Source organism: Acidovorax sp. (genome assembly GCF_046314175.1).
GTDB lineage: Bacteria > Pseudomonadota > Gammaproteobacteria > Burkholderiales > Burkholderiaceae_C > Acidovorax.
Genome location: NZ_JBKBXG010000095.1, coordinates 1 through 19,672, shown reverse-complemented (window position 1 = coordinate 19,672; position 19,672 = coordinate 1). Strand labels below are relative to the sequence as shown.

The window sequence follows — 19,672 nt, the reverse complement described above, 5'->3', positions numbered from 1 at the left end:
CTTGCCGCAGCCGTTGCTGCCCAGAAAGCCAAAGATCTCGCCGCGCTGGATGCGAAAGCTCACATGGTCCACCGCCACAAAGTCACCAAAACGCATGGTCAGGTCGCGCGCCTCGATGGCGACGTTGGCGGCATCGTGGGCCTGCGACCGGTCCAGCGGCGGAATCTGCACCGCCTGGTGGCCCCGGCGCTTGGCCTCGGGCAGCAGGGCCACAAAGGCCTGCTCCAGCGCATCGTGGCCGGTGCGGGCCATCAGCTCGGCAGGCGTGCCGGTGGCCAGAATGCGCCCTTCGTCCATGGCCACCAGCCATTCAAAACGCTGCGCCTCTTCCATGTAGGCCGTGGCCACGATCACGCTCATGCCCGGCCGCGCGGCGCGGATGCGGCCGATAAGGTCCCAGAACTGGGCGCGCGCCAGCGGGTCCACGCCGGTGGTGGGCTCGTCCAGGATGAGCAGGTCGGGGTCGTGGATGAGCGCGCAGCACAGGGCCAGCTTTTGCTTCATGCCGCCCGAGAGCTTGCCCGCAGGCCGCGCCAGAAACGGGTACAGCCCCGTGCTGCGCGTGAGTTCATCAATCCGGCGGCGCCGCTCGGCCGCGTCGTGCCCGAACAGGCGACCAAAGAACTGCAGGTTCTCTTCTACTGACAGCGTGGGGTACAGGTTCTTACCCAGCCCTTGCGGCATGTAGGCGATGCGGGGGCACACGCGGCTGCGGTGGCGGCTCTTGTCCATGTCGCCGCCCAGCACCTCCACAGTGCCCTGCTGCACCGCCCGCGCGCCCGCCACCAGCGCCAGCAGACTGGACTTGCCCACACCGTCCGGCCCGATCAGGCCCACCATGCGGCCTGCGGCCACCTCCAGGTCGATGCCATCGAGCGCCACCGTGCGCCCGTAGCGCTGGCCCACGCCACGCAGGCGGGCCACAGGTGCCACGCTGTCAGAGGGGTTCACTGCCCGGCCTTGACGGCGAGTTCTGCGGGCCACTCCACTGCAGGGTCCACCCGCAACCAGGCCACACCGGGCAGGCCGGTCTTGACCTGCTCCTGGTGGCGCAGCAGCAGCGCCTTGTCGACCTGCGCGCGCACGCGGAACATGAGCTTCTGGCGCTCGCTGGCCGTCTCTACCGTCTTGGGGGTGAACTGCGCGGTGCTGGCGACAAACGAGACTTCTGCAGGAATCACAAAGCCCGGCGCGGCATCGAGCACGATGCGCACCTCGCTGCCCAGCGCCACGCGGCCCGCCACCGTCTCGGGCAAGAAGAAGGTCATGTACACATCGGTCAGGTCCACCAGCTGCAGCACCCGCGCACCCGCGCCCACCACCTCGCCGGGCTGCACCACGCGGAACTGCACGCGGCCGTCGCGCGGCGCCTTGAGCTCGCTGTCGGACAGCTCCACATCAATGCGCGCCAGCGTGGCCTGCAGCGCACGCACGTTGGCCTCGGCACTGGTCACCTGTGTACGCGATGCGCCAATGCCCGCCTGCGCGGCCTTGGCCTGGGCCTTGGCAGCCGTCACAGCGGCCTGCTGGCTGCGCACCTTGGCGCGGTCATCGTCGAGCAACTGGCTGGAGAAAAAGCCTTCGCGCGCCAGTTGCTCGGAGCGCGGCAGGCGGCGGCGCGCGGTGTCGAGGTCGCTCTCGCGCTGTGCGACCACGGCCAGCGTGGCCTGGTAATCGCTCTCGCGCTGGGCCACCTGCACCTGGGCGCTGCTGATGGCCAACTGCGCCTGCTGCAGGCGGGCCACGGCCTCTTCGCGCTGGGCCTGCAAGCTGTCGATCTGCATGCGGGCCAGGGGTTGGCCGGCTTTGACGAAGTCGCCCTCGGCAGCGAGCACATCCAGCACGCGGCCCGCCAGCTTGGTGGCCACGGCGATCTCGGTGGCCTCAATGCGGCCGTTGCCGCTCACAAAACCGGGGCCTGGCCCTTGGGCCTGCCAGGGTGCCCAGTAGAGCAGCAGGCATCCCGACAGCACCACCACGGCCAGGGCCGCAGCCACCTTCCATTGCTTTCTCATGGTCCATCCTTGTGGGCGCTTTGGCCCCTCAATCGATGGTAGCTTTGCAGCCCACGCTCACCCCAGCTGCAGCACGCCGTCTCTTGACCTGCATCAATCACCGCCCGAAGTCTGCGCCGCTCTCGGGTCCTGGGCACAGTGGGATAGCAAAAAATACAGTCAAAACAGGCTCTAGCGCTTACTGATAAAGCGCTAATAGCTATCATATTAATAGCAATCTAACCAGGACTGCGAAGGCCTGCACGGTCTACGCCGCGCAACCACGCAAGTACCGCTCAGCGCGGCTCAGCCCTGCACGTCAAACGCCGACAGGTGGTTGGCCAAATGCATGGCATGCGCCTTCTCATACTGCGCATGGCTCAACGCCCCGTATGCAAAATGCGGGTGCAGCGGACCGGCGTGGGTAGCGAAGTTGTGCACAGCGTTGCGCAGCCGCGCCAGGGCCACTGTCGCGTCGGACGTGGAGGCATCCAGCTCTGGCGCGCCGGGGATCGGCTCAGTCAGGTTGTGACTCATGCGGCCGCGCATGGCAAACACGTTGAAAGCCGCCGCGCCCAGGGTGTTCTGGAACAGTGCCGATTTGGAAGATGGAAAGCCCTGCAGCGAGAACTCGATGCTCTGCGCGCAGTGCTCCAGCGTCTGCGACCAGTTCCATGCGGTGGCAGGCACCAGCGGCTTAACCGCAGCGCCCGCAAGACGCTCAACCTCTTTCATGGCATCGGTCAAGGTGCCAAAGACCAGCTGCCGGTCATTGCCGGGGCGGTGCAGCAGGTAGCCCACCCCAGCAACTGCGGACACACCGACAACGGTCAGCCCTGTGCCCGATTTCAGGAATGCGCGGCGCGGGGTGTCCGATGTTGAGGAAGACACTTCAGACGTGGCGCGCGGACCAGCGCTAAGGCCTGGGTTGCTGCGGTTGGGGTTCGCTGGCATAAGGTACTGACGGGTTGCAGATTGGGATGAGGGCCTTGGGCATTGTGTGACACCCAGCGCCTGCGGCCGCTGCACGAAGGTCGTGCAGCCGACACATCCTCAGGGGTTGCTCAACCAGCCGTTGCTGCAAGGGCCAAGTCTGGCACGGCAGGCTTGACCAGCATCTCCACCCGGTTGCGGCCACGCTCCTTGGCAAGGTACATGGCCTCGTCAGCCCGCTGCAGGGCCATGTCTGCTGTGTCGCCACTGGCGCACAGGGTGACGCCCACGCTCACGGTCAGCTGGATCGGGCGGCGATCGGTGGCCAGAGGCTGCGCCTCTACCAGCGCGCGCAGTCTCTCTGCCACGGCAATGGCGCCGCCGCCACCGGCGTTGGACAGAAAAATAGCGAACTCTTCGCCCCCCAGGCGACCCATCACGTCTTCCTTGCGCAGGCAACGGTTGGCCAGCATCACAAAGTGGCGCAGCACATCGTCACCCGCACGGTGGCCCCAAGTGTCGTTGATCTTCTTGAAGTGGTCCAGGTCCATCACCAGGACGGGCAAATCCGACTGGGTACGCTGGGCACTGCTGATGGCCTTGTCCAGCAAGGTCAGAAACGCGCGGCGGTTGAAGACATTGGTGAGCGGATCGACCTCGGCCAAGTGGCGCAACTCGCTGGTGATGTACTCGTTAGCGAGGACAAGCGCGCCAAACCCCATCAGCACCACGGCCACAATGCCCTCCAGCACCACAAATTGCGAAAGCAGTTGCACCAGATTGGTATCGACCTGCCCTGTCGAGGTGACCGCGCTCAACTTGAACAGCGCCGGTCGCAGCAGCAAAAACACCCCATGCAAGCCGACAACCAGCGCAAACAGATAACGCGCGGGTACGCGGCGCACACCTCCATGCGCCAGTGTGCGCGCCGTGAGCAGAAAGCCGATGGCCGGCCCCAACCCCGCAAGCAAAAAACGCATACCAAGATGCGGCTGCACTACCGTGAAATAAAGCGACAGCGCGATCAACGCGCCGATACCCGCCACTGCATAGCGGTGTGACAGGGGTCGTCGCCCCATGTACATGCGGCTGGCCAGCAGGCTCAGGTACGCCGCCGTAGAAATGGACCCCTGCGATATCGCCACGGCGACGACTTCGGGCAGCATGTCACGCGTCAACAAGCTGACACTGAAAACAGACCCCAAAAGAAACGCCAGCATCCACAGGCGCAGCCCCGGGATGTTCTTGTTGAAGAACCACACGGCATAGAGCACCGCGGTGATCAGTGCCGTCAATACGGCTGCGAGTATGAGGAGTGTGGGGCTGTGCACAGGGAAGGAGCGGCTGGCGGGGCGGGGTCGATGTTAACCGGGCACTTAACGAAATGGCAGGGCACAACGCACGTGTCTTGGCCAAGCCAAACGCTCACGCCACCACGTTGCACTCCCGACGCAGCAGCGCCAGCGCATCGTGCATCTGGTAGTCGCGGTCGCTGGTCAATGTCTTTTCAGCGTCCTGCACAAAGTCCGTCCACAGGGTGATGTAGTCCTGCTGGTACGCGCCTGCGGCATGCTTGCGAATAAAGTCTGCCGCCAGCTCGGGTTGTATGCCCGTCTTGCGGATCTTGCGGATGAGGCTGGCGGCGGTCTTTTCGGTGAGCAGTGTCTTTTTGGGAGCACCCGCCGCCAGGCACAGGAACAGCGTCAACAACGAATGCTCGTCATCGTTGCCCTGGGTGGTTTTTGTCCAGGTCTTGCTGGCAGGCAACGGCGGCTCGTCGCCCTCCTCCAGTGCATCAAGGCTGCGGTGGTAGTTGTCCACCTCGGCCAGTGGGTCGTCCAGCAGAAAGTACCGGGCCCGAAAGCTGCCGGTGGGCCGCAGCAGTGTGCGCAGCGGCGTGGCGGCATCTAGCAGGCGGGGGATGTCGGCCTGCACGGCGGCGCACTGGGCCAGCATGACCTCACGCAGCGCTGCGGGCACACCGGCGGGCAGGCGCAGTGCGGTGGGCGTTGTCTCCTTCTTCTTGCGCAGGGCCATCAGCAGTTTTTCAAACGCTGCGGCGTTCGGCCATTCGCCCAGGCCCATCGCCTGGGGCGCCAGTGCCTGCATGAGCATGCCCGTGCGGATGACCGCCTCTGCGTCGGCGCCTGCGGCCTCCAGCTCGTCAGCGTCCAGGTCGTATTGCTCGGCCAGCCACTGCGCGGCCTCAATCGCCTGCGCGATGTGTGTGCGGCGCGCCAGCTCGGCTTGGTAGTCGGCGTGGCTGCGCAGCGACCACACGGCCAGCAGCGGCGTTTCGGCATCGGCATACCCGGCCATGCCAAAGTTGCTGCTCTCGGGCATCGCAATCAGGCGCTTGAGCATGTCCGAGCCACCTTTGGAGCGTGACAACAACGAATGGTCGCGCAGCGAGACGGCGGCCTGGTGCAGATCACCACTGGTGGTGTCCAGAAGGTAAAGGCTGATGAGGTTGACCATGCGGTCGCGCGCTTTTTCCAGCTCTGGCCGCAAAAACTCGCTGCCAAAGTAGCGCGCAATTTGCACCATGCCCTTGGGCGCATCAGCGTTGATGGCGGCAAGCTTTTCGGCACCAATCACGCCATGCTGCACGCCATAGGCCAGCGCCTTTTCAAAGAACGGGCGGGCGTCGTGGAGCGAAAGCGCTGACGAAGGGGCTTGCTCAGCAAATTCCTGATGGGTGCGGGGGCTGCTACTCATTGCGCGTCAGATTGCCGATTCTTCGTCGGAAGCACGCGCGGCAGGGGTGGCCTTGCCGCGATCGGTTTCACTGGTCTCGAACTTGCCGTCGTCGTCCTCGGCGGGCTCATCGCCCTCCTCCAGCCCCAGGTCAAAGGCACGGGCCTTGGCACGCAGCACCAGCAGCGTTTCGATGAACAGGTCGCGGCACTCATAGCGCAGCAGCCAGGCCATCTGCATCCAGTCGCGGTCGGCCACCTCGTCCTGGTCGATGCGGGGCTGCACGTAACCAGACGCCAGCAGCTCGTCGTCCGTCAACGTCAGGCCGTAGTCTTCAACCGCGTCAAAGGTGCCCGTGCGGGCAAAGGCCTCGATGCGGCTCCATTTTTCGGCAAAGTAGTTCGCCAGCGCCTCAGCGCCGCCGTCCAGGTCGCCAATGGCGTTGAGAAACTCCACCGGGTCTGCATCGTCGCGAAAGATGACGGCGTTGACCATGCTGCGCAAGTGCGTGTGGGTGAGGTCCTTGTACTGCTTTTCCAGCACCATGGCCCGCGCGAACTGCTCGGGCGTAACGAGCATGTTGACCACGGACGCCTTGGACTCGTCGTACTCGCGCATCACCGCCAGGATGTCCTTGGGTGCCAACTGATCGAGCACCACCATCAGCGCCTTGTCGCCGTCGGTATCAGCCAGCTCGGCCAACGCCGACTCAGCACCCACGATGTCGCCTGCAGCAATGAGGCTGGTGGTTTTGGTGATGAGGGCTAGATGGGTGTTCTTGCTGGTGTCGGTCATGGTCAGTGCTCGCAGATGAGAGTGTGGAAAAGCTTGGGCTGGCCGCTGGCGCATGAAACTGGCGCTCGCCAGGGTCAGCGCCACCGTGGAACCGGCTCTGCCGGTCCACCGGAGGCGTCCCCCCTCGGGGGGAAGGCGCGAAGCGACTCAGGGGGGCTAGCGTGCTCTAGTCCTTCCTGTCAAACCCGACATCCGACAGCCAGTTCGAACTGGCCTCTTCACGGCCTCGGCTGTTCTTCGGATCCGCGGCGTCATCGGCGCTCAGCGCGTCGTAGCCGTCTTCATGTTCTGCGGCGTCTTCGCCATCGTCCGCATCGCCGTCGCCTTCTGCATGCGAAGCGGCCTGCGGGGCCAGGCGGGCATGCTGCTGCAGGTATTCCAACCCGGCAGCCACGGCCATGAAACGGGCGCCTTGTGGCTCGCGCAGCACGGTTTGTGCCAGGCTGGCAGCCCAAGGCTCCAACGTGATGGCATGCGTGAGGCTGTGCCAGTCGGGCAACTCATCCACAGGCAAGCCCAGCAGGTGCTCCATGGCGCTCGGCTTGGTAAAACGAAAGCCTTGGTGGAAGACCACAGCCACCATTTCAGGCGCCAGCTCCATCATCTGGACCAGAAAGGCAATCTCGTTGCGCTTTTCTGAAAGGCGCTTGCGCAGCACATCCTTGCCTTCGGAATCGGAAACCAGGTCGTCCAGTTCGGCCTGGTAGGCGGAGCGGAGGTCGTAAAAATAGGGAGAGATTTTCAAGGTGTGGTCGTCGTCAAAATGCGCGTGGAATAGGTTTGCCAGATGTCTTGTGCAGTTTGCAGCGGGTCGTCCAGCAGGTTGCGGCGGCGGTTGTCGTCGTAGGCCTGGCGGGCGGATTCGTCCGACAACACCTCGTAGGCTTTTTGCACCGCCTGAAAGCGCTGGGCAGCGTCGGGGGCGTCGTTGCGGTCGGGGTGATAGAACGACGCCTTATGGCGAAAGGCCTTCTTGATGTCCGCCAGCGACGCATTGGCCGCGAGCCCCAGGGCACCGTAGTGATCAGCGTTCATGGGCAAACTGTCAAAACAGCGGCGGCCAACATGTGATGGCAACCGCTCTGGCGTGTGTGCAGGCCCCGCATCAACCGCCCAGGCTCACAAACACGTTCTGCACATCGTCATTGCCGTCGATGGCAGCGAGAAAGCTCTCGACTTCTTCCAGCTGCTCAGCGCTGAGGCTCGCAGGGTCCACCGGATTTTTGGGCTTGTAGCCCAGCTTGACCGACAGCACATTGAAACCGTGGGCAGGCAACGCACGGCTGACCACGTCCAGTTCAGCGGGGTCCGTCCAGAAGGTGGTGGTACCGGCTTCATCGCCCGCTTCGCAGTCCTGCGCACCGGCTTCGATGGCGGCCTCTTCGGGGTCTGCGCCGGCCACGGCAGGCTCGGCCTCGATCATGCCGACATGGTCAAAGTCCCAAGCCACCGAGCCCGAGGTGCCCAGTTGGCCCTTGCGGAACAGCACGCGCATCTCAGGCGCCGTGCGTTTGACGTTGTCGGTCAGGCACTCGACCATCACTGCCACTTGGTGAGGCGCATAGCCTTCGTAGATCACGCGCTCGTAGTTCACAGCGTCGGCACCGGTGCCGGAGCCCTTCTTGATGGCGCGCTCCAGCGTGTCCTTGGGCATCGACGCCTTGCGGGCCTGCTCTACCACCAGGCGCAGGCGGGCATTGCTGGCCGGGTCCGCACCGCCGCGTGCGGCCACGGTGATTTCCTTGACCAGCTTGCCAAACAGCTTGCCTCTGGCATCAGCGACCTGTGCCTTGCCTTTTGCTTTCCACTGCGCGCCCATGGTGATGTCTTTCTTGGAGTTGCGGCGCGCTGGGGCGCCCTTCGGTAGGTATGTGTAGGTAGGTAGGCGGCCCATTCAGGCACCGCAAGCCATTAAAAAAGCCTCTGTGCATGTCCGAACCGAACCCTATAGGGTACCACTGACCGCGCCGTTGCCTTGTCACCACGCCCCAAGACGACGCCAGGGCTGGGGCATGTAACCTCGCAGCCATGCACCCAACCCCGCCAAGCGCCGTCGCGCACGACCACTGATGCTCAACACCCTGTGGCTGGGCTTTTTTGTGGCGGCGGCCGTGGCGGGGCTGGCGCAGTGGCTGGTGGGCGGCAACGCGCAGGTGTTCGCGGCCATGGTCGAGTCGCTGTTTGCCATGGCCAAGCTGTCCGTCGAGGTAATGGTGCTGCTGTTTGGCACGCTCACCCTGTGGCTGGGCTTTTTGCGCATTGCTGAAAAGGCGGGCATTGTGGATGCGCTGGCCCGCTGGCTGGCGCCGCTTTTCAGGCGGCTGATGCCCGAAGTGCCCAGCGGCCACCCCGCGCTGGGGTTGATGACGCTGAATTTTGCCGCCAACGCCCTCGGCCTGGACAACGCCGCCACGCCCATCGGCCTCAAGGCCATGAAGGCCCTGCAAGAGCTGAACCCCCAGCCCGACACTGCGACCAATGCGCAGATCTTGTTCCTGGTGCTCAACGCCTCGTCGCTCACGCTGCTGCCGGTCACCATCTTCATGTACCGCATGCAGCAGGGCGCGGCCGACCCGACTTTGGTCTTCTTGCCCATCCTGCTGGCCACATCGGCATCCACCCTGGTGGGCCTGCTCAGCGTGGCGGTGGTGCAGCGCCTGCCCCTGTGGAGCCCCGTGGTGCTGGCCTACCTGCTGCCGGTGGCGCTGGCGCTGGGCGGCTTCATGGCGCTGCTGACCACACTCAGCGCGGCGGCGCTGGCGCAGTTGTCCTCCTTACTGGGCAACCTCACGCTGTTTTCGCTGATCGTGCTGTTCGTCACCCTGGGCGCGTGGCGCAAGGTGCCCGTGTACGAGGCCTTCATCGACGGTGCCCGCGAAGGTTTTGACGTGGCGAAAAGCCTGCTGCCCTACCTGGTGGCCATGCTGTGCGCGGTGGGCGTGTTTCGCGCCTCGGGCGCGCTGGGCTACGTACTGGACGGCATCCGCTGGTGTGTGGAGCTGGTGGGCGCCGACACCCGGTTTGTAGACGCCCTGCCCACCGCCCTGGTCAAGCCGTTTTCAGGCAGCGCCGCCCGCGCCATGCTGATCGAGACCATGCAGACCCAGGGCGTAGACAGCTTTGCCGCGCTGGCAGCTGCCACCGTGCAGGGCAGCACCGAAACCACGTTTTACGTGCTGGCCGTGTACTTTGGCGCCGTGGGCATCCAGCGCGCACGCCACGCGGTGGGCTGCGCCTTGCTGGCGGAGTTCGCCGGTGTGGTGGCGGCCATTGCGGTGTGTTACTGGTTCTTCGGATGAAGCCGCCCACGGGGAAGCCTGAAGCCCCACTTGACTGCAAGTGAAACAGCGGGCTTTAGCCCTGCCCCGCCCCAAACCGCAGAGAATGGTTGCGCCCCAACTAAAAATATGAGTCAAATTGGCCTCTAGCGCTTATCCCACAAGCGCTAGCAGCTATCCTTTTTAACTTGAGGATGTCCCTGTGCCCCTGCAGTCCCGCCCCCATCGCGCCAACCCCATCTACACCCGCCGCCACGCCCTGACCATGCTTGGCGCCGCCAGCGCAGCGTTGTCGCTACCCGCCTTCGCACAGCTGTCAACCCCACCCACCCCCGCAGCCTGGGCCGACACCGAGCGCGCCGCGCGGGGGCAGACGGTATTTTTCAACGCCTGGGCGGGCAGCGAGCGCATCAATGCCTATTTGCAGTGGGCCACCGCGCAGCTGGCAGCGCAGTACGGCGTGAAGCTGGAGCACGTGAAGATCGCCGACACAGCAGATGTCGTCAAACGCGTGCGCGCCGAGAAAGCTGCAGGGCGTAAAGACGTTGAAGGCACAGTGGACCTGGTGTGGATCAACGGAGAAAACTTTGCGCAGATGAAGCGCGAAGCATTGCTGTTCGGCCCGTTTGCAGAAACATTGCCGAATTTTCAGTATGTAGACTTGGCGGGCAAACCCACCACACGCATTGATGCATCCATTCCTACCGACGGCATGGAAGCCCCCTGGGGCATGGCCCAGTTCACCGCGTTTGCAGACAGCCAGCGCCTGCCCGAACGGCCCCAGAACATGGCCGAACTGCTGGCCCTGGCGCAACGCCAGCCCGGGCGCATCAGCTACCCGCGCCCGCCGGATTTTCATGGCACCACGTTTTTGAAGCAGGCGCTCAGCGAGCTGTCGTCCAACCCCGCCGCGCTGCGCGAACCGGTCACGGCCGCCGCGCTGGATCAGCAAACCGCCCCGCTGTGGAAGTTTCTGGACACACTGCACCCCGCTCTGTGGCGGGGCGGCAAACAGTTTCCGCAGAACGCCGCCGCCATTCGCCAAATGATGGCCGACGGCGAACTGCTGCTGGCCTGGACCTTCAACCCCAACGAGGCTGCCAACGAGATCGCAGCGCAGCGCCTGCCTGCCACGGTGGTCAGCTGGCAGTTTGCCAAGGGCTCCATCGGTAACACGCACTTTGTCGCCATCCCCTACAACGCCCGAGCCAAGGCGGGAGCGCAGGTGGTGGCCAACTTCTTGCTGTCGCCAGCAGCACAGGCGCGCAAGGCCGACATTCGCCAGTGGGGCGACCCCACGGTGCTGAACGTGGCCGCGCTGCCGCCCACAGACCGCGCCCTGTTCAGCGCCACCGCCATGCCAGGGCAAGTGGCGACCACAGCGCCCACGTTGCCCGAACCCCACGCATCGTGGGTAGACGCGCTGGAAAAAGCCTGGGCGCAGCGTTACGCCCGGTAGGCGCTACCGCCTTTCTACGCTGTTCAATTAGCTGCCCGCAGTGCCTCGCCCGCGCACCTTCTTTGCCGCAGGGCTGTTCCTGATGGTGGCACTGCCCCTGGCGGCAGCGGCGGGTTGGGCCCTGCTGGCCGTGGCCGACGGCGCTGCATGGCAGGCGCTGGCGCATCACCCCCTCACACGCCCGGCGCTGGGCTACAGCCTGTGGACAGGGCTGGCGTCTACAGCGCTGGCGTGGCTGGCCTGTGCGGTGTTGCTGTCGCAAGGGTTTGTGCGCCGCTCACTCGCGCGCACACTCAAAGCCATGCCCGTGATGCTGGCAACGCCGCATGCAGCGTTTGCCATTGGGCTGGTGTTTTTGCTGTCGCCCAGCGGCTGGCTGTTGCGCCTGGTGTCGCCATGGCTCACCGGCCTGGCGTGGCCGCCCCCATGGCCCACCGTGCAAGACCCGTGGGGCCTGGGGCTGGTGGCAGCACTGGTGGCCAAGGAGCTGCCGTTTTTGCTGTGGACCGCCGCCACCCAGCTGCTGCGCGGAGATGTGCAGCAACGCCTAGGGGCCGAGCACACCATCGCGCAAACGCTAGGGTATTCGCCCCAGCGCGCCTTCTGGCACGTGGTGTGGCCGCAGCTGGCGCCCCGCATGGCCTGGCCGCTGTTTGCGGTGTTGGCCTACGGGCTGACGGTGGTGGACATGGCCCTGGTGATCGGCCCGGCCAGCCCGCCGCCGCTGGCGGTGTTGGCCTGGCAATGGCTGCAGGATGCCGACCCCGCCACCAACGCCCAAGGCGCCGCAGCGGGGGGGCTGCTGGCGCTGGTGGTAGCAGCCAGCGCAGCGGTGGCGGTGCTCTGGCGCCACGCTGTTGCCAAGCCGCTGTGGGCCCGGGTGCGCAACCAGGGCCAGCGGGGCCGGCACAGCGCCCGTGCACACCGGTTCGCGGTAGCGCCCCTGTTGTGGCCGCTGCTGGCTTTGTATGGCGCGGTGCTGCTGGCGCTGGCGGTGGGCAGCGTAGCGGGCGTGTGGCCGTTTCCGCAGGCGTGGCCGCAGCAATGGTCTCTGGGTGCGTGGACCAGTGTGTGGGCCAGCCGCGCCACCCTGGGCCACACACTGGGCCTGGCGGTGTGCGCCAGCACACTGGCCCTGGCATGGGCAGTGGCTTGGCTAGAACTTGCACCCCCCACATGGCATACCGTCATGCGCCCGCTGCTGTACCTGCCCCTGGTGCTGCCCGCTGTGTTGTGGGTGCTGGGCGTCTACGGCCTGGCGCTGCACACCCACCTGGAGGGGCGCTGGGCCGGCTTGCTACTGGCCCACACGCTGGCCGCGCTGCCCTATGTGGTGCTGGCCCTGTCGCCTGCCTACCTGGGGTTTGATCCGCGCTATGCCACTGTCAGTGCCAGCCTGGGCCACGGGCCTTGGCGCTTTTTGTGGCGAGTGAAGTGGCCCCTGTTGCGGCGCGCACTGGCAGCCAGCGCCGCCGTGGGGTTTGCGGTGAGCGTGGCGCAGTATGTGCCCACGCTGTACATCGGCGCGGGGCGTTTTGCCACCGTGACAACCGAGGCCGTGACGCTGGCCTCCGGCGGCCAGCGATCGTTGACCAGCGCCTACGCATGGCTGCAGTTCATCTTGCCCGTAGGGGGCTTTGCCCTGGCAGCGTGGGTCGGACGCCCGCGCCGGTTTAGAGTCGCCCGATGACGTTGTCCGTACACATCGACCAAATCACCACCCCAGCGGCCGGGGTGGTGGTGCGGGCCCTGGCCTTCAGTGTGGCGCCGGGCGAGGTGCTGACGCTGATGGGCGCCAGCGGCAGCGGCAAAAGTTCAGTGCTTGGCGCCATTGCGGGCACCATCGGCCAGACTGCCGATGCGGGCGTGGGCACTGGCGCAGCGGGGCTGCGGTTCAGCGGATCGGTGCATCTGAACGGCGTGGACATCACCCACCAAACCACCGCCCGGCGCGGTGTGGGCCTGCTGTTTCAAGACGACTTGCTGTTTGCCCACATGACCGTGGCAGAAAACCTGTTGTTTGCCGTGCCGCCGGGCGCACGCAAAGCGCGCCTGGCCCAGGTTGAATCCGCGCTGGCCGACGCAGGCCTGGCAGGCTTTGGCCCGCGTGACCCGGCCACACTCTCGGGCGGGCAACGCTCGCGCGTGGCCATGATGCGCGCCCTGCTGGCACAGCCGCAGGCCCTGCTGCTGGACGAACCTTTTTCGCGGCTGGACGCCGACCTGCGCGGGCAGTTCAGGGCCTTTGTGTTTGCACAGATCCGCGCACGCCACATACCCGCCGTGCTGGTCACCCACGACGCCGCAGACATTGCCGACCCGGCGCGGGTGACAGTGCTTCAAGCCGCCCTACAGCACACTGCACACCATGTTCGATAGCAGCATCCAGGCGCGCATACGCCCTGCCATGGCCCGCGCAGGCCAAACCCTGGCGCGGTGGGGCTGCACTGCCAATGGGGTGAGCTTTGCGGGGTTTGGCACCGGGCTGGCCGCCGCAGCGGCCATTGCGCTGTCGCAGCCGCTGGTGGGGCTGGTGTTGCTGCTGCTGTCGCGCCTGATGGACGGCCTGGACGGTGCCGTGGCCCGCGCCACACAGGCCACGGAGCGCGGTGCGTTTCTCGACATCACGCTCGATTTCTTGTTCTACGCCTCCATTCCCCTCGCATTTGCCGTGGCCCACCCTGCTGCCAACGCCCTGCCCGCTGCGGTGTTGCTGGCTTCGTTCATTGGCACTGGCAGCAGCTTTTTGGCGTTTGCCATTGCGGCAGAGCGGCGGCAATTGCGCTCGCAAGCGTTTCCCGACAAGGGTTTTTACTTTCTGGGTGGCCTTACCGAAGCCACCGAAACCCTGGCTGCCTTTGTCGCCATGTGCCTTTGGCCACAGTGGTTTGGCCCCATTGCATATGGCTTTGCCGCGCTGTGCGCCATCACCACTGCGCTGCGCATTCGCTGGGGCTGGACCAGCCTGGCACCCGCGCCCACCCCCTATTCACAAACGCCCCCACCACCATGAACATCAAAAAAACGGCGGTAGCCCTGCTGGTGGTGCTGGGCATCGCCGCATTTTTTGTGCTGGACCTGGGCCAGTACCTGCAGCTCGATTTCATCCAGCGCAGCCAGTCGCGCATACAGGCGCTGTATGCAGGCCAGCCCGCCGGGGTCATGCTGGGCTTTGGCGCCATCTATGTGGCGGCCACAGCGCTGTCGCTGCCGGGCGCCACGGTGCTCACGCTGGCAGCAGGTGCGGTGTTTGGGCTGTGGTGGGGCACGCTGGTGGTGTCCATTGCGTCCACCCTGGGCGCCACGCTGGCCATGCTGGCCGCGCGCTACCTGCTCCGCGATTCGCTGGAGGCCCGTTTTAGCCAGCGGCTTGCCGAGGTCAACCAAGGCATTGATCGCGAAGGCGCTTTTTATCTGTTCAGCCTGCGCCTGCTGCCGGTGATTCCGTTTTTTGTGCTGAACCTGCTGATGGGCCTCACGCGCATGCGCACCTGGACATTTTTCTGGGTGAGCCAGCTGGGCATGCTGGCAGGCACCCTGGTGTTTGTGAACGCAGGCACGCAGCTGGCGCGCATTGAATCATTGCGGGGCATTTTGTCGCCCGCGTTGCTGGGCTCGTTTGCACTGCTGGCCGTGGTGCCGTGGCTGGTCAAGAAGATGCTGGCGCACTGGCGCCGCCGCAAGGTGCTGGCCCCGTGGGCGGAGCAACGCCCCCGGCACTTTGACCGCAACCTCATCGTGATTGGCGCGGGTGCGGGTGGGCTGGTCACAGCCTACATTGCCGCCGCCGTCAAGGCCAAGGTCACGCTGATCGAAGCCCACAAAATGGGCGGCGACTGCCTGAACTACGGCTGCGTGCCCAGCAAGGCCCTCATCAAAAGCGCCAAGGTCGCGCACCAGATGCGCCACGCCGATCGCTATGGGCTGGAGGCTGCAGCGCCCGGGGTCAGCTTCAAGCGGGTTATGCAACGCATCCAGGACGTCATCCGCGCCATCGAACCGCACGACAGCATCGCCCGCTACACCGCGCTGGGCGTGGACGTGCGCCAGGGCTACGCCCGCCTTGTCTCCCCCTGGGCGGTAGAGATCACTGCGGCAGACGGCAGCAAAGAGCAGCTGACGGCGCGCAGCATCGTCATTGCAGCTGGTGCAAGCCCGGTGGTGCCGCCCTTGCCCGGCATCGAAGCATCTGGCTATGTCACCAGCGACACCCTGTGGGAACGGTTTGCGCAATACGACACTCCGCCCCGCCGCGTAGCCGTGCTGGGCGGCGGCCCCATCGGCTGCGAGCTTGCCCAAGCCCTGGCACGCCTGGGCTGCGGGGTGACGCTGGTGGAAAGCAGCGCCCGCGTGCTGCCGCGCGAAGACGCTGACGCCGCAGATGTGGTCACCCAGGCGCTGGTGGCCGACGGTGTAGACCTGCGCACCGGCCACAAGGCATTGCGTTGCGAAACGTCGGCGGGCGAAGGCAATGACCCCCAAGGCACGCCCCGCCGCACCTTGGTGCTGCAAGCGCCAGACGGATCGGAACACGCCATTGAATTTGACGAACTGGTATGCGCCGTAGGCAGGCAAGCGCGGCTGACTGGCTATGGCCTGGAGGCGCTGGGCATCCCCGTAGCGCGCACCATCGACACCAACGACTATTTGCAAACGCTGTTTCCGCACATCTTTGCGGTGGGCGACGTGGCGGGCCCCTACCAGTTCACCCATGTGGCATCGCACCAGGCCTGGTATGCGGCGGTGAACGCGCTGTTCGGCAGCCTGCGCAGCTTCAAGGTGGACTACCGCGTGATCCCGCGCACCACCTTTACCGACCCCGAGGTGGCGCGGGTGGGCCTGAGCGAGGCCGAAGCCCACGAACAGAACATAGAGGTAGAAGTCACCCGCTACGACATCGACGACCTGGACCGGCAAATTTGCGAGGAAGGCGCTGCGCCCACCAGCCGGGGCTTTGTGAAGGTGCTCACCCCGCCCGGCAAAGACCGCATTGTGGGCGTCACCATCGTCGGCCCCCACGCCAGCGAACTACTGGCCGAATACGTGCTGGCCATGAAGCACGGCCTGGGCCTGGGCAAAATTCTGGGCACCATCCACACCTACCCCACGATGTCCGAGGCCAACAAATACGCGGCAGGCGAATGGAAGCGCGCCCACGCGCCGCAGCAGTTGCTGGCATGGGTGCAGCGGTATCACACCTGGCGACGCGGATGAACGCCATGCGCTACGCCCTGCTGGTCGCCGCCTGCTCCAGCACCGCTTTACTCACCCCGGCACTGCACGCCGCGCAGCCCGGCGCCCCTGCTGCCTCATCACCTTCCACGTCTTTTCAACCACCGCCATTTGCACCGCTGGCACCGGTGGCCCCTGCATCCGGCGACCAGCCCGCAGCCGCCTGGCGGCCCGTGGGCTTTCCCAAAAAGCAGGCTGCACTGCCGATGACGCAGTTTGTGATCGCCCCCATCGACGGACAGCGCGCACTGCAGGTGCGCACCGCCTCGTCGTACGGCACGCTGGTGCACGACTGGGCCGGGCTTGCGGGCACCCTGGCGTGGCGCTGGCGGCTGGACGAGCCCTTGAGCGGTGGCAGCGCCGCGCCAGACCTCACCTCCAAGGCGGGCGACGATGCAGCGCTCAAGCTGTGCGTGATGTTTGACCATGCGCTAGACCAGGTGCCCTGGGTAGAGCGCACCGTTCTGCGCCTGGCCCGCAGCGTAAGCGGCGAGGCCCTGCCCGCGGCCACCCTGTGCTACGTGTGGGACACCGGCAGCGCCACCCCCTTGCAAGGCGCCAACCCCTACACCCGGCGCGTGCGGTACATCAGCCTGCAAACGCGCAGCTCGCCGCTGGCCCAGTGGTTGGCTGAGTCGCGCAACGTGGCCGACGACTTCATCGCGTTGTTTGGTGACGAGCTGCCTGGCGGCGCCAACGCACCCGCCAGCGCGGTACCCCCCGTCAAAGCCGTGGTCATTGGCGCCGACAGCGACAACACCGGCAGCCGCAGCCTGGGCTGGGTGGCGCAGGTGCAGTGGCAGCAGCGTGGCGCCAGCGGAACGCCCGGCGCCCCACGTCCATGACAGCCCCCACCCCGCAGGCCACGCCCCAGGCGCCTCGCAAACACCTGCTGCTGGTGGGTGCAGGCCATGCCCATCTGCATGTGTTGCAGATGCTGGCGCAGCACCGCCCAGCCCACCTGGAGGTGACCCTGCTCACACCCGACGCCTGGCAAACCTACAGCGGCATGGTGCCCGGCTATGTGGCGGGCCGGTACGCGCTGGACGCCTGCCGCATCGCACTGCAACCCCTGCTGCGCGCTGCGGGGGTGACGTGGATACAGGGGCTTTGCACCGGCATCGACGCCGCACAGTCGCAGGTCACCCTGCAGCCCACAGACAGCAGCCAGAAAACGCCGCAGACCTTGCGCTATGACCTGCTGTCGCTCGACACAGGCGCGGTGTTCGACCCTTTGCGGCTGGCCGCCGACATGCCTGGCGCGCTGGAACACACCCTACCCGTGCGGCCCATCGACGACTTCATCGACCGTTGGCAAACCATGGTGGAGCAACGCCAGCCGGGTCGAACCCCACACCACCAACAACCGCCCCAAACCGCCCACACCCCTACCGCCAACGCTACGACCACCACCTGGGCGTTCATCGGTGCCGGCGCCGCCAGCGTTGAACTGCTGATGGCCGCGCACGAGCGCTTGTGTGCGGCGCCCCAGGCAGCGGGCTCCAGCGGCAGCGCCAGCCGCATCCAGCTGGTGCTCATCACCGGTGGCGGCGAAGTGGCTGCAGGCTACGCGCCCGGCATACAGCGGCGTGTGCTGCGCCAGCTGGCTCAGCGGCAGGTGCAGGTGGTGCGCCAGCGCTGCGTGGGCGCACAACCTGGCGCACTGCGGCTGGAAGACGGCTCGCTGCTCGCCTGCGACGGTGCCGTGCTGGCCGTAGGCACACATGCGCCGCGCTGGCTGCAAGGCAGTGGCCTGGCGCTGGTAGACACCGGCCACCTGCAGGTCAACCCATTTCAGCAAAGCACCAGCCACGCCAACGTGTTTGCAGCAGGCGACGTCGCAACGCGTGCCGATGCAGCCCACCCCAAAAGTGGCGTCTATGCCGTGCGCGCTGGCCCGCCCCTGGCCCACAACCTGTTGGCAGCCGCCAGCGGCCACCCGCTCAAACCGCACCATCCACCCACCCGCACGCTCAACCTGCTGTCGTGCGGCACCCGCCATGCCATCCTCAGCTGGGGCGCGTTGCATGCCGAGGGCGCCTGGGCGTGGTGGCTGAAAGACCGAATCGACCGTGCATTTGTGGCGCGGTATGCGTCAGAGGCTTGAGGCACCGCGGCGCAAGAGAAAATCAATCCAAATCAGCCTCTAGCGCTTGTCTATAAAGCGCTAGCAGCTATCAATAGAGAAGCATCCAAGCACCCGCAAACTATGCGCTTCAACGCCCTGTTTCACCGGGTGAGCGTCCGGGATGCGACAACTTGCTGTTTGATTGATGTCGCTTGGGAGAACAAAGGGATCGCTTGAGTCGGCTCAATCGCGCGCAGAGCCAGAGTGCAGTTGACACCCTGACGGGCAGTTGCTCGGATACAAAACAACGGTGAATCTCACGTTTTGTTCCACAGATGCCCGCGCTCCTCCGTCTAGCATGCGATCCGCTCGTCTGCAATCGCAGACGTGTCCTCTAAAGGCTCGTCTGAAAACCATCAGCCGCCTGCAACTCCAAACAAACCAAATCATGGCATCCCCAAGCCCAGCAAAAGACAAATTCAATCAATGGGCAGAAGGCATAAACAACGCCGCGCCCGGTGACATCCGTTGGAACCAATGGGACTGCGAGGTCCAGCTCGCTCTTAGCGAGTTCAACCAGCACTTGCAGGGCGTCGCTAACTACGTTCCGCCAGATTGGCGCTTCATCAAATCGATGTTGTGGGTGGAATCGGGCGCAGGCAACGAGCAATGGCGCATCAAACCCATGCAGATCGGCGTCGCGGGCGACCCTGGGCTCAAAGCATTTCTGTCGGGTGAAGAAGGCGGTGAGCTGATCTTGCCGCCACTATGGCGTGGCCGCCTCACCATGGATTCCGCCCGCACCATGCCCGCCCACAACATCCGGGCAGGGATCGGCTACCTGCTGATGCGCATGGCCTATTTCGAATACCAGGAAGTTCCATCTTCAGACCCCGCCATCCTCGAAACATCCGTGAAAAAGGGGGACAGCCTGAGCAGGATTGCCCAACAGCAAGGAACGACGGTGGGCATGCTGCAACGCATGAATGCCAACTCTGCGGTACTGCAGCTCGGTCAAAAGTTGATCTTCAGAAAAGCCTCCATACAACGGGTGATCACCGGCTGGCGCCCACTGACGTCGCAGTTGGCCCTGACCCGCTACAACGGTGAAGGCGACCCCAACTACGCACGCAAGCTGGACCACGCCATGGCTGTGGTGCGCGCGGGCAAGGAAGTCACATGCGCTCCCTAATGGTCCTCGTCTCATCCCGTCAAC

General features: G+C 65.4%; 18 protein-coding genes. 9 read left to right on the top strand and 9 right to left on the bottom strand.

The window, feature by feature from the left end:
- The 9 genes from ACK4OE_RS21290 to ACK4OE_RS21250 all read right to left on the bottom strand — a co-directional run.
- Positions 1-951: ATP-binding cassette domain-containing protein (locus ACK4OE_RS21290; protein WP_409887850.1), on the bottom strand; the 951-nt coding region annotated here is incomplete at its 3' end.
- Entirely contained in the window at positions 948-2,015 is a 1,068-nt protein-coding gene (locus ACK4OE_RS21285) for an HlyD family secretion protein (protein ID WP_409887848.1), read from the bottom strand. The genes ACK4OE_RS21285 and ACK4OE_RS21290, both read right to left, overlap by 4 nt.
- Before the next feature lie 285 nt (positions 2,016-2,300).
- On the bottom strand, positions 2,301-2,885 hold the full coding sequence (locus tag ACK4OE_RS21280; RefSeq protein WP_409887846.1) for a DUF1569 domain-containing protein: 585 nt from the start codon (positions 2,883-2,885) through the stop codon (positions 2,301-2,303).
- A gap of 173 nt (positions 2,886-3,058) precedes the next feature.
- Positions 3,059-4,222 (bottom strand): GGDEF domain-containing protein, encoded by a 1,164-nt coding sequence (locus ACK4OE_RS21275; RefSeq protein ID WP_409887844.1) that lies wholly within the window; start codon positions 4,220-4,222, stop codon positions 3,059-3,061.
- A 130-nt stretch (positions 4,223-4,352) separates the two neighbouring features.
- Positions 4,353-5,645 (bottom strand): hypothetical protein, encoded by a 1,293-nt coding sequence (locus tag ACK4OE_RS21270; RefSeq protein WP_409887843.1) that lies wholly within the window; start codon positions 5,643-5,645, stop codon positions 4,353-4,355.
- Positions 5,646-5,651: 6 nt separating this feature from the next.
- Positions 5,652-6,419 (bottom strand): hypothetical protein, encoded by a 768-nt coding sequence (locus ACK4OE_RS21265; protein ID WP_409887841.1) that lies wholly within the window; start codon positions 6,417-6,419, stop codon positions 5,652-5,654.
- A gap of 166 nt (positions 6,420-6,585) precedes the next feature.
- A complete protein-coding gene (locus ACK4OE_RS21260) occupies positions 6,586-7,164 on the bottom strand; it encodes a hypothetical protein (RefSeq protein WP_409887839.1) in 579 nt (192 codons plus the stop codon).
- Positions 7,161-7,454 carry a J domain-containing protein gene (locus tag ACK4OE_RS21255; protein WP_409887837.1) on the bottom strand — a complete coding sequence of 98 codons (294 nt, stop codon included), beginning with the start codon at positions 7,452-7,454 and terminating at the stop codon, positions 7,161-7,163. Before ACK4OE_RS21255 ends, ACK4OE_RS21260 begins: the two co-directional genes overlap by 4 nt.
- A gap of 70 nt (positions 7,455-7,524) precedes the next feature.
- Positions 7,525-8,238 (bottom strand): YebC/PmpR family DNA-binding transcriptional regulator, encoded by a 714-nt coding sequence (locus ACK4OE_RS21250; protein WP_409887852.1) that lies wholly within the window; start codon positions 8,236-8,238, stop codon positions 7,525-7,527.
- Positions 8,239-8,488: 250 nt separating this feature from the next.
- Between ACK4OE_RS21250 and ACK4OE_RS21245 the strand changes: the two genes are divergently transcribed.
- The 9 genes from ACK4OE_RS21245 (at position 8,489) to ACK4OE_RS21205 (ending at position 19,648) form a co-directional block, all read left to right on the top strand.
- Positions 8,489-9,718, top strand: a complete 1,230-nt coding sequence (locus ACK4OE_RS21245; RefSeq protein ID WP_409887835.1) for a nucleoside recognition domain-containing protein — start codon at positions 8,489-8,491, stop codon at positions 9,716-9,718.
- A 181-nt stretch (positions 9,719-9,899) separates the two neighbouring features.
- On the top strand, positions 9,900-11,156 hold the full coding sequence (locus tag ACK4OE_RS21240) for an ABC transporter substrate-binding protein (RefSeq protein ID WP_409887833.1): 1,257 nt from the start codon (positions 9,900-9,902) through the stop codon (positions 11,154-11,156).
- A 40-nt stretch (positions 11,157-11,196) separates the two neighbouring features.
- Entirely contained in the window at positions 11,197-12,846 is a 1,650-nt protein-coding gene (locus ACK4OE_RS21235) for an ABC transporter permease (protein WP_409887831.1), read from the top strand.
- Positions 12,843-13,535 carry an ATP-binding cassette domain-containing protein gene (locus ACK4OE_RS21230; RefSeq protein WP_409887829.1) on the top strand — a complete coding sequence of 231 codons (693 nt, stop codon included), beginning with the start codon at positions 12,843-12,845 and terminating at the stop codon, positions 13,533-13,535. Before ACK4OE_RS21235 ends, ACK4OE_RS21230 begins: the two co-directional genes overlap by 4 nt.
- Positions 13,525-14,169 carry a CDP-alcohol phosphatidyltransferase family protein gene (locus ACK4OE_RS21225; RefSeq protein WP_409887827.1) on the top strand — a complete coding sequence of 215 codons (645 nt, stop codon included), beginning with the start codon at positions 13,525-13,527 and terminating at the stop codon, positions 14,167-14,169. Before ACK4OE_RS21230 ends, ACK4OE_RS21225 begins: the two co-directional genes overlap by 11 nt.
- Entirely contained in the window at positions 14,166-16,370 is a 2,205-nt protein-coding gene (locus ACK4OE_RS21220; protein WP_409887825.1) for an FAD-dependent oxidoreductase, read from the top strand. Before ACK4OE_RS21225 ends, ACK4OE_RS21220 begins: the two co-directional genes overlap by 4 nt.
- Positions 16,367-17,233 (top strand): DUF3047 domain-containing protein, encoded by an 867-nt coding sequence (locus ACK4OE_RS21215; RefSeq protein ID WP_409887823.1) that lies wholly within the window; start codon positions 16,367-16,369, stop codon positions 17,231-17,233. Before ACK4OE_RS21220 ends, ACK4OE_RS21215 begins: the two co-directional genes overlap by 4 nt.
- Positions 17,230-18,495, top strand: coding sequence for an FAD-dependent oxidoreductase (locus tag ACK4OE_RS21210; protein WP_409887821.1), 1,266 nt, complete (start codon positions 17,230-17,232; stop codon positions 18,493-18,495). The genes ACK4OE_RS21215 and ACK4OE_RS21210 overlap by 4 nt, the downstream gene beginning before the upstream one ends.
- A 271-nt stretch (positions 18,496-18,766) precedes the next feature.
- A complete protein-coding gene (locus tag ACK4OE_RS21205) occupies positions 18,767-19,648 on the top strand; it encodes a LysM peptidoglycan-binding domain-containing protein (RefSeq protein WP_409887819.1) in 882 nt (293 codons plus the stop codon).
- The last annotated feature ends 24 nt before the right edge of the window (positions 19,649-19,672 follow it).